At 30.6% G+C, this 11,886-nt stretch carries 8 protein-coding genes; 1 reads left to right on the top strand and 7 read right to left on the bottom strand.

Annotation, left to right across the window (positions count from 1 at the left end):
- Positions 1–326: 326 nt before the first annotated feature.
- The 7 genes from QZZ48_RS10815 to QZZ48_RS10845 all read right to left on the bottom strand — a co-directional run bounded on the left by QZZ48_RS10815 (position 327) and on the right by QZZ48_RS10845 (position 11,046).
- Entirely contained in the window at positions 327–614 is a 288-nt protein-coding gene (locus QZZ48_RS10815) for a hypothetical protein (protein WP_294965562.1), read from the bottom strand.
- Positions 595–951, bottom strand: a complete 357-nt coding sequence (locus QZZ48_RS10820; RefSeq protein ID WP_294965565.1) for a hypothetical protein — start codon at positions 949–951, stop codon at positions 595–597. Before QZZ48_RS10820 ends, QZZ48_RS10815 begins: the two co-directional genes overlap by 20 nt.
- Positions 952–1,007: 56 nt before the next feature.
- Positions 1,008–1,991, bottom strand: a complete 984-nt coding sequence (locus tag QZZ48_RS10825; RefSeq protein WP_294965567.1) for an ATP-binding protein — start codon at positions 1,989–1,991, stop codon at positions 1,008–1,010.
- Positions 1,991–3,253: a M18 family aminopeptidase gene (locus QZZ48_RS10830; protein ID WP_294965569.1), complete on the bottom strand. Its 1,263-nt coding sequence runs from the start codon at positions 3,251–3,253 to the stop codon at positions 1,991–1,993. The genes QZZ48_RS10825 and QZZ48_RS10830 overlap by 1 nt, the downstream gene beginning before the upstream one ends.
- Before the next feature lie 12 nt (positions 3,254–3,265).
- On the bottom strand, positions 3,266–5,497 hold the full coding sequence (locus QZZ48_RS10835) for a PAS domain S-box protein (protein ID WP_294965571.1): 2,232 nt from the start codon (positions 5,495–5,497) through the stop codon (positions 3,266–3,268).
- Between the two features lie 20 nt (positions 5,498–5,517).
- Positions 5,518–9,069: a DNA polymerase III subunit alpha gene (gene dnaE, locus QZZ48_RS10840; RefSeq protein WP_294965574.1), complete on the bottom strand. Its 3,552-nt coding sequence runs from the start codon at positions 9,067–9,069 to the stop codon at positions 5,518–5,520.
- Between the two features lie 90 nt (positions 9,070–9,159).
- Positions 9,160–11,046, bottom strand: a complete 1,887-nt coding sequence (locus QZZ48_RS10845; protein ID WP_294965577.1) for a diguanylate cyclase — start codon at positions 11,044–11,046, stop codon at positions 9,160–9,162.
- Positions 11,047–11,087: 41 nt separating this feature from the next.
- On the opposite strand from QZZ48_RS10845, the gene phnD reads away from it, so the two are divergent.
- A partial coding sequence (phnD, locus tag QZZ48_RS10850) for a phosphate/phosphite/phosphonate ABC transporter substrate-binding protein (protein WP_294965579.1) occupies positions 11,088–11,886 on the top strand: 799 nt, incomplete at its 3' end.

Raw genomic sequence — 11,886 nt, forward strand, 5'->3', positions numbered from 1 at the left:
ATATTATCTTCCATATCTTGGATAGAATAAAAATAATTTATCATTATTACAAATAAACCAACTAAAATTGAAGAGATAAGTGGGATGTGAATTTTTTTACTGATGGATAGATTTTGTAACATTTTCATTCCTTTTAGGCGATATTTTGTCACAAATACGCTTAAAGTTACTTTATTGTGACACAGTATTATTTTTAAATATCACTTTAATATCTCTAAAATTTTATTATATGCACAATAAGTTATAGAATGAATATACAAGTATTAATGTTGATATTTAATAATTGCATAATGAAGGTGGAGAAAAAAGATTAATAGTTGATAATATTAATCTTCTATTTTAAAAGTAATTTGAAAATCTCCATTTTCTAGTTCTTGTGCTTCATGAGATATAGTTAGTGGAATTTTTTGATAAAGAGGAAAAGGTTCATGGAAGAAAAAACCAATAAGTCTATCTGTTGTACTTTTTAAAAGACCCAAGCCTCTAACAGTATTTACCATTGGCTCTGGTGGTTGACATTCTGTTGCATTAAACTCATAAATTGTTAAGTCATCTTTTTCATATTTATAAAATGGAAGTGTTGTCCCTGGAACTTCAACTAACTCTTTGTTCAAAATTAAATCCTTGTTTTGCTGTATATACATAACTATTGTAGCTATCACTCCACTCAAAATACTTAACTATCTTTTCAAAAGCTTTAAGTACTATAGTATCATTTAAGTCATGATTATAAATTGTTATTGGTGTGTGGTAATATCTATTATATGACTCAATCGGATGAAGCAATAAATCCTGCCATGTAATTTCAATCTTACCCTCATATGGTTCAAATGGAACAGTTGAAATAATTGTCTTGTTTGTAACCTTGCATCTAAAGTGGCAAACAACATAAAACTTATCTATCTTTACAAATTCAAGAAGTGAAGTTATATTTTTATGACTAATTGACATATCACTATCACCTTAAATAAATTATTTTAAGAATAAAAGCAATAATTATACCATTTTTAGATTTTAATTTTTATTTCAAAACATTTTTTATCAGAGTATAAAAGGCGTACATGTCCACCGTGAGCCTCTGCAATCTGAGAACTAAGTACTAAACCTAGACCATTTCCTTTTACTTTTGTACTCTTAAAAGCCTCAAAAAGTTCTTTTTTATTTTCAATTTCTACTCCGCTATCATAAATATAAAACTTATGAAACTCATTATCAGACTTATAAAACACTTCTATAACACCATCTTCCTCATCATCAACTTCTATGGCATCTATAGCATTGGCAATAAAATTAGAAAAGAGCATCTCTAAAAGATCTTTGTCTGCGTTTATCTCAAAGTCATGTTCTGGAAATATAAATGTCAAGTCTTTAGAATACCCATAATATCCAATAGACATATCAATAGAACTTTTCAACTCACTCCACATAAAAGGTGATGTTGAAATTTCTACTCCTTTTGAAAACATTAGAGTAGCTTTTATAATTCTGTCAATTCGATAGACAGATTTTTGAATCTCTTCTACTATAGGAATATTTTCTGGCATAACACGTTTTTTAAGAGTTGAACTTAGCAGTGAAATAGAACCAATAGGATTTCTTATCTCATGAGATAAATGCGCTGCCATCTGACCCATAGTTGCAAGGTTCTCTTTTCTTTTTTGCTCAGTTATATCTGTGGCACTAAGCATTATCTTATCTTTATAGTTAGAACTTTTAATAAGGTAAGAACAAGAGTTAAAGTTTACTTCATAGTCATCATTTTTAAATTCTAACAACTTTAAAAGTTCCCATAAATCTCTAGCTTTTGAGTTTTGCAAAAATACTGTATCATCACTATTTACAATCCAAATAGCATTTGGTAAGAACTCAACAACTTTTTCTACAGTATCTTGTAAGTGCGCATATGAAGCTTTTAGTTCATTAAAATCTTTCTCAACCTTATACGTTTGTTCTATTAAAACATTTAACTCTTCAGCTGTTACTCCAGACATTATTTATTGAACCCTAGTATTATTTTATAAAGAGAGTATGCGTCATCAGAGCCTGCAAGCTCTCTTATAGAGTGCATAGCAAAGGTAGGAAGCCCAACATCAAGAGTTTCTATTCCTAGTCTTGTAGCTGTTATAGGCCCTATTGTTGAACCACATCCCATATCACTTCTTGTAACAAACTGTTGAATTGGCTCATTAAGTTCAGATGCAACGCTCATAAACTTAGAAATAGTCTTAGAGTTAGATGCATATCTTTGATTTGCATTTATTTTTATAACACTTCCTTTATTTATATAAGGTGTGTGATTTGAATCATGTTTAGTAGGAAAGTTTGGATGAATAGCATGTGCATTATCAGCAGAAATCATTAGTGAAGTTCTAATCATTTGCATATATTCATCATAATCTTTAAACATTCTTCTGAGTGTATTTTCTAAAAATGAACCACCTGCCCCTGATGTAGACTCACTTCCAACTTCTTCATGATCACTTGCAATAAAAAGCATAGGGTTATTAGAATCTATACTACAGATGCTAAGCATTCCCACATAACAACTAAGAAGATTATCAAGTCTAGCACTAGCAATAAAATCATCACTAAGTCCGACAAAAGAAGCTTTATGTGTGTCATATAAGCTAAGTTCAGATGCATATAACTCTTTTATATCCAAAATATCTATCTTTGAGAGTTGCCATTTTAGGAACTCGTTAAACTCAAAGTCATCTGATGTAGTCAATATTGGACATATATCAGTTTGCTTATTTACAGTTTTGTCTTTATTTGCTTTATCATCTAAGTGAATTGCTAAAGATGGGATAATAGCTAGGGCTTTTTTAGCATCTATAAGGGTCTCTTTTATCTTACCTTCACTATTTAAATATGAGACTCGACCAGCTAATGATAAGTCTCTATCAAACCATGGATTAAGAAGCAGACCACCATAAGGTTCTACTCCTAACTTCACAACACCATGCTCTTTTATTACAGGATTTGGTTTTAATTTTAAGTTCGGAGAGTCTGTGTGAGCACCAAGCATTGTATACTCTTTTGCATCTTTGGGATATGTAAATGCAATAACAGATGAGTCATTACGAGTTACATAGTATTTAGCGCCCTTTTGTAGTTCCCACTTACTCTCTTCTTCAAGTTTTATAAAGCCTGCATTTTCAAACATCATTGACATATTTAAAGTCGCATGAAAAGGTGTAGGTGAAGCGTCTAAAAAACCGAGCAAACCTTCGTTAAAATCTTTTTTATTCATAAATTATCCATATTAATTAAATTCATCTCTGATTTTTATAAACTCATCCAAATTATCAAAAAATATATCTACTAATTTTGGATCAAAATGTTTACCTCTCTCTTCCCTAAATAGTTCCAATATCTCATCTAGATCCCAGGCTTGCTTATATACTCTATTATTATCTAGTGCATCAAAAACATCTGCTATTGCTGTGATTCGACCAAATATTGGTATTTCTTCACCTTTAAGACCTTCTGGATAACCAGTTCCATCATATCTTTCATGGTGTGTATATGCAACTTGAGCTGATGCTTTGAGTATTGGTCTATCTGAATGTTTAAGCATCTCATAACCTATTTCAGAATGTGTTTTCATGACTTCAAATTCTTCATAGGATAGTTTTGCAGGTTTTTTTAATATACTATCTGGAATAGCTACTTTTCCAATATCATGCATTGGAGAGGCTTGTTTTAGAAGCTCTGTCTCTTTTTCATCTAAGCCATATATTTTAGCAATAAGATAAGAGTATTCTGCAACTCTTTTAACATGATCTCCAGTCTCTTGTGATCTTGCTTCACCAATAGCACCCATAGTAAATACAACTTCTTTTTGAGTATTTATAATCTCTTTATTTAGATTTATTATCTCACTAATATCATACATAACTTGAAGATTCTCTACTACTTTGCCTGAGGTATCAACAATAGGATAAAAAAGAGTATTAGAGTAGTATTTTTCACCTGTTTTTTTAATATTTGTCATTACTTTAGAAACAGATTTTTTCTCATTTAGTATCTTAGCTATATTCTTACAGTCTTCTTTACTTCTATGTATTTCATCTCTTAACTCAACACAATCTTTTCCAATTAACTCTTCAAGGTTATATCCACTAAGTTTGCAAAATTTTTCATTTGCATAATGTATAATATGCTCTGTATTAGTTTTTAGTATTGCTATTGAGTTATCTATAGCATCTTCGTATTGTGTGATATAGTTTATGTTTTCTTCTAAACTTCTGTTTTTCGTATCAAGGTCATTTTTCAGTACTTGTTTATACTCTTCTAGTTCTGTTACATCTGTTCTTATACTTATATATTCTCTAAATGATCCATCAGAATTTTTAATTGGCATTACTTCAGAAAGTACATAATAACCTTTGCCATCTTTACGTTTATTTTTAACCATACCCTTCCAGATATTTCCACTTTTAATAGTTTTCCACATCTGTCTAAAAGCTTCTTTTGGCATATCTTCATGTCTAACAATATTATGAGCTTGTCCTATTAGTTCTTCTTTAGAGTAACCAGAGATAGCTTCAAAGTTTTTATTTACTTCTTTTATTGTCCCTTGTGAATCAGTAATAGAAAATATAGAAGTTTCTTCAACTGCTTTTTTAAACTGTTTTAAGTAATTCATATTTTCATCTAATTCATAATTAACTCTATCAAGCTCTATATTCTTTTTCTCTATAATCTTTTTATCGGTAATATCGTGAAATGTTGCAACATAACCTATATGATTATCAAAATAATCAAAATCTTTAGCAATTTTTACTTCAAGACAAAGAGTTTGATTATCAGATATTTTGGTTTTTATCTCAGATATATGTGGCTTAGCTTCTTCAACCCCTTCAAAAACTTCATTAAATTTTTCCAAACCAAGTTCTTCTTTACTCAAACAGTGCTTATTTCTCTTTATTATTTCTTCTTTTGTGCAAGCAAGTAAGTTTACAAATGCAGTACTTGCATCGCAAATATTATGATTCAAGTCTAAATTTATATATAAGACATATTCATCTATTGCATTTAGTTGGCGCTGTATAGTTACAATATGTCTTTGTCTATCTTCTAAAGCGTTTGAGAGAGAGTCTCTAAGATGAAATAACTGAAGAATATTTTTAACCTTAGACTTAAATTCTCCATGATGAAAAGGCTTGGATATACACTCAGCTCCTCCGTATTCATAACACTTATTGATACTATCTTTATCATTTTCATGAAGAAAAAAGATAATAGGAACTTCACTACATCTTGCATCTCTTTTTAGTATTCGTGCTAATTCATATGCGTCTAAATCACTATTTAAACTTTTAACACTAGTATCCAAAAGAATTAAATCAAGTCTATCATTAGATAAAATTATAGACTGAACATTATCAATATCAATAGTTAAGTCTATTTGGCACTTAGAACCAATAACTTGATTGAGAAGATTCAAAGACTCTTCATTATTATCAAGCAATAAAATATTATGTTTATGCATATATTCTCCTTTTATTTATACTAAGCTATGATATCTATAGATTCATTACCATCTAAAGCACTTAGAATTTTACTATCAACTCTTATAGCTGAATCGATTACTACATTATGTAGTTTTGAGATAATGGTAATTTTTAGTTGACGATTACCTGGATTTTGTCTTATTAATTTGTAAAGGTCTTCTAAAACATTCATATTAGTATCTAATCTTACAGCTAAGTTTATAGGCTCTTGAGGCACTTCACGAATCTCTTTTTTGACTTTTTTACACTCTTTTTTAGACTCTTTTAGAGTCATAATTTTTGTAACACCAATTCTTGTAAACATCTCAGTATGAGTAATCTTTGCTTTAAAAGCGATAGGCTCATCTAAATCCATTTCAGCTAATTGCTCAAGCTTATCAGAAAAAAGCATGATTTCAATATTTCCATGAAAGTCCATAAGGTTTACTATTCCAAATTGATTTCCTTTTTTAGAAACCTTTTTAACAATATCTTCAACCTTACCTATAAAGATTGCAAAAGTTCCATCTTTAATACCTTCTAACTCTGAAGATAGTGAGTAGTTTAACTCATCCATAACTCCTCTATATTCATCAAGAGGATGTCCAGATACATAAAAACCTAAGGTGTCTTTTTCAAACTCTAGTATCTCTTTAAGTTCATACTCATCAGAGTTTGTAAGATCTAGTTTTACTGTTGTTATTTCAGCGTCATCTTCAAAAAGACTTCCAACTGCATTTTTCTTAGCCATAGATGCATCTTTTGCAGTATCTACAATCTTTTCTATCTGATCTAAAAGAGCTTTTCTTGAATAACCAAATCTGTCAAAACCACCGGATTTTATACTTGACTCAACAAAACGCTTATTTACTTTTGATGGATCTATTCGGTTTACAAAATTCTCTATTGAAGTAAATTCTCCATCTTCTTCTCTTGTCTGAATAATAGACTCAACCGCAGCCCCACCGACACCTTTAATTGCACCCAAACCAAAAAGAATAATATCTTTATCATCTTTTGTTATTGCAGAAAACTCTAGGTATGAGTCATTTACATCTGGAGGGGATAACTCTATTCCCATTCTTTTAACTTCATCGATATAACGAACAACTTTTTCTGTGTTGTCTTTGTCTGAGGTTAAAAGTGCCGCCATAAACTCATTTTGATAGTAAGTTTTTAACCATGCAGTTTGAAATGTAACCATTGCATAAGCTGCTGAGTGAGATTTATTAAAACCATATCCAGCAAACTTTTCAATCAAGTCAAACAGTTTTGAAGCCTCAGCATAATCAAACCCTTGTTTTTGCGCACCCTCAGAGAACTCTGCATTGTAGACATTCATGTCTTTTTTCTTACCCATTGCACGACGAATAATATCCGAGTAACCAAGAGAAAAGCCTCCAACATTCTGAACAATCTGCATTACTTGCTCTTGGTAAACGATGACCCCATATGTGTTTTCAAGGATAGATTTCATATTATCAAACGTATACTCAATAGCCTCACGACCATGCTTGCGCTCGATGAAACTATCTAACATTCCAGATTCCATCGGACCAGGTCTGTATAGTGCCAAGACCGCAATCAAGTCTTCAAAATTATCTGGTTTAAGACGTTTGTTAAGATCTTGCATACCAGAAGACTCTATCTGGAACATCCCGACAGTTTCACCTGTACGAATAACCTCATAAACCTTTGGATCATTTTCATCTATTTTATGCCAATCTATATCTCTGTTATATCTTCTCTTTATAAGCTTTATAGCATTGTAAATTACATCAAGTGTTTTAAGACCAAGGAAGTCAAACTTAATAAGATCAACATCTTCAAGATAGTTCAGTGAGTATTGGGTTACAAAAGTATCTTCACCAGATGGTTTATATATAGGTGTTTTGTACCAAAGTTCTTCATTTGAGATAACAACACCAGCAGCATGGATACCTGAGTTACGCTTTAGACCTTCAAGCTTTTTGGCAAACTCCCATACTCTTTTAGAATTAGCATCTGAGTCTATAAGTTCTCTTATCTTTGGCTCTTTTTGAAAAGCTCCATCAATAAATTCACCCTTTTTAGTCTTACCATTAAGTGTAATACCAAGTTCATCAGGAATAAGTTTTGCCATCTTATCAGCTTGAGAAAGTGGCATATCAAGAACACGGGCAACATCACGGATAACCCCTTTTGCAAGAAGTGAACCAAAAGTAATGATTTGAGCTACCTGATTACGTCCATATTTCTCAACAACATAATCAATAACTTCACCACGACGAGCTTGCATAAAGTCCATATCGATATCGGGCATCGATACACGTTCCGGATTTAGAAATCTCTCAAATAGAAGATCATACTTCATAGGATCAATATCTGTAATATCTAGAGAATAGGCAACAAGACTTCCAGCAGCAGAACCACGACCTGGACCAACAGCGATATCCATCTCTTTAGCGACTTTCACAAAGTCCCAAACAATAAGCATATAACCAGGAAATTTCATAGAGTTAATGATGTCCATCTCAAACTCTAGTCTCTTTCTGTATTCTTCGTGTTTATCCTCAGAAACATGTTTAAGTCTCTCTACCAGACCAATTTTACATCTGTATGTAAAGTACTCTGCATCTCCAATATCTTTATCATTACTACTTAAAGTCAAACCATCATTGGCAGCATATTCTGGTGTAAATTTAAAATTTGGAGGAGTTGGTGTTTTTACAATCGGAACATAATCTTCAATCTTTGCAACAATCTCTTGAGTATGTGTAATAGCCTCTGGAATATCTGCAAATAATCTTGCCATTTGCTCTGGAGATTTAAGATAAAATTCATGAACTGAGTGACGCATACGGTTTGGATCATCGTATAGTTTATTCATCCCAATACACATAAATGCCTCATGGTATTGTGCATCTCCAGGATTAGTGTAGTGAGTGTCATTTGTAGCAATTATTTTTATATCTGTTTCTTGTGCAATTTTTAGTATATCATTGTCAATATGTAGTTGATCTCCGATACCATGTCTCATTAGTTCTAAGTAAAAGTCATCGCCAAATATCTCTTTATATTCAAGCGCAACTGCCTTAGCTCCATCATAACCTAAAGCACCATTTCTTACATTTCTCTCATTAGCAAGGTTTAGATGCCAGTTAACCTCTCCTTGAAGACAAGCAGAAGTACAAATAAGCCCTTCACTATGAGCACGAAGTTCATTTTTATTTATTCTTGGAAAATAGTACATCCCCTCGATAAAAGCTTTTGAAGAGAGATACATTAGGTTCTCATAACCTTTTTTGTTCTTAGCAAAAAGGCAAATATGAAAACGCTGTTTTGTTGACTTGTCACCCAGAGTCTCACCATTATGGATATACCCTTCCATTCCGATAATAGGCTTAATATCAGCCGCTTTCATCTGATGGTAAAAGTCTATAGCTCCAAACATATTTCCATGATCCGTCATAGCAACAGAAGTCATGCCAAGCTCTTTAACACGAGAGACTAGATTTGTAAGTTTGTTTGCGCCATCAAGTAGTGAGTATTCAGTATGTAGATGTAAGTGGGTAAAGGGTTGTGCACTCAAAATAGTCACCTTTAAATGTATTTAATTATTAAAGTGATTATAGTAAGTTTGTCTTAATATTAAGATAAATTATTAGAGTTGTTATTATACTCACTTCATAAAACGTACACAATTCCTTCCAGAGTTTTTAGCTTTATAGAGTATGTCATCACATCTCTTAACTATACTTTCTAAGGTGTCATTTTTGTGCAATTGAGTAACACCAAAACTACAAGTTACATCCGCTACATGGGGGAATATATGCTCATCAATGATACTACGAAGTTTCTCAGAAAATAATTCACTATGCTCTATTTCAGCCTTAGATATTATCATAAACTCTTCACCACCCCATCTAGCAAAAGTATCTGTGTCACGGATATGAGAAGAGACAAGAGAGGTAATCTCTTTAAGAATTGTGTCTCCTATATCGTGCCCAAAATTATCATTAACAAGTTTAAAATGGTCAATATCAAACATTATTAAAGAAAAAAGCTCGTTATTTTGAGATGATTTTTCTAGCTCTATTGTTAAAAAATACTCAAATCTATCCCGATTGTAAATATTTGTTAAAGCATCATAATTAGCACGAGTTAAAAGTTCATTTTGTATATCTACTTCATCTGTCACATCTCTAAAAAGTATAAAAGTATAGTGAGTATCTTTAAATAACTCATACTCAACTTCAAATATTTTCATATTATTATTTGAAATATCTAGTATTTTAACTCTAAATTTTATATCTGGATTTTGAATCATATATTGTGTCCAGATAATTCCATTATTATATTGCTGTAAATACCCATCTTCTTCTATAAAAAATTCACAAACACATAAATGCTTTTTATTAAAATCTTTCAATGTTTCAAAACCAAAAAACTTTAACAAAGCATTATTGGCATCTTTGATTTTTTCTCCATCAGTTACTACAAGCATATCATGTTGCATATTTACCAGTTCCATAACATAAAGTCTATGTTTGACTTGTTTAATGATGAAAATAAAAAGCATTAAACTAAAGAGCGAAGAGATAAAAATAGCAATAAAAAACTCATATCTAAAATTAATAATATGATTATTATTTACATAAATAAACATATAAGCTATATGCTTATTTTCAATATCATATATTGGTTTAATAGCAACTGCTAAATTCTGACCTTTATAATTATAATCTACTACGCTAGCTCTTTTAGAATTTATAGCTTTTATCGTCTTTTTATTTTTTATAATATAGTTAAAATATAATTCATCAAAACCTTCACTATGAAGAGGTACTTGAAAATAAAACTCATTAGTTCCTATCATAGCTTTTGAGTAATGTTTTTTTACATTTTCAGTTCTTTCAAGAAAATTATTCTGCTTAGATTTGAATAATAATAAATATTGATTTGCATAAAATTTCTTCATTTCATTCATAAGAGCTTTAGGACTAACGCTATATTCATAACTTCCTACAAAATCTCCATCATAAAAAAGTGGATATTGAAATCTATATGACTCTTTAAATACCCCTAGTTCAAAACCTTTTTGATAAGAAAAGTTTTTTAACATACTTTGAAGTGAATATCTAAGGTTAACTATATGATCATTATATTTGTCAGGTTCATGAAATCTCAAAAGAGAGTAGCCTCTCTGGTCAAAGATATGCATACCTTCAAAAGCGTACAACTTTTTGTTTATATAAAATGGCATAAATGCATCAAGTAACTCTTCTCGAATTTCATTTCGCACTTCTAATGAAGCGCCATTTGACTGCGATACTAGTCTTGAAATTTTATATGAATACTGAGAGTGAAAATCATCATTTGCTAATCCAAATGTATTTATTGAGTTATCAAGAGAATGTTCTACTAGTTTTAATACACTTTGATGCTGATCTGATACTTTATTTGTATATTGTTTATAAAAATAAAAACTTATAATAATTTCATAGAGAATAAATAAGATAAAATAGTAGCGCATATAGTTAACCTTTATATAATATATTTTACTCATTTTTCACTTTAATTTAACATAAAATATTCTATGATGTGTTCATGAAACTTATTACTTGTATATTTATAATCTTAGCTCTTAACCTTGGGGCATCTGAAAAATTAATTTTTGGTGCAATATCTACAATTGAGCCAAAATTAATGAAAGAAAAGCTATTGCCAATTATTAAGTATTTAGAAGAATCAACTGGAAGAGAAATAGAGTTTCAAACTGGTTATAACTATGTGGATACAATCAATAAGTTTGCTAATGGTACCTTTGACTTTGGCTACATTGGTCCATCACCATATATAAAAACAAAAATAATAAATAAAGATGCTATAAATATTATTCTTGGTTTAAAAAATAGTAATAACAATCCTTTTAAAAGTGTACTTACTAGCAAAAAAGATTCTTCTATTGAAGGGCTTAAAGATATTAAAAATCATAGTTTTGCTTTTGGTTCACCTGAATCAACACTATCTTATTTTGTTCCAATGGATATGCTAATTAGGGCCAATGTAATAAAAAAAATAAAAAAATACGACTTTCTTGGAAGACATGATAAGGTTGCACAATATGTAATAATGGGAAGATATGATGCTGGAGCAGTAAAACAATCTATTGCACAAAAGTATTCAAAATATCTTCAGGTTATAGCAAAAAGTAATTCATTGCCTGACTTTTTGATTGTCTCAGGTTCATCATTAGATAAGAAACTTGTTAAAAAAATAAAAAATGCTTTACTAAATTTAAAAGACAAGAAAATTTTAGGCTCATTAAAAAAATCTGCTATTGGATTTGAAGAGAGAAAAAATAGTGACTATGATGAACTTAGGGGTATTATGAAGAGAGTAAATA

Origin of the sequence: Sulfurimonas sp., assembly GCF_016744025.1 — a bacterium.
Lineage (GTDB): Bacteria > Campylobacterota > Campylobacteria > Campylobacterales > Sulfurimonadaceae > Sulfurimonas.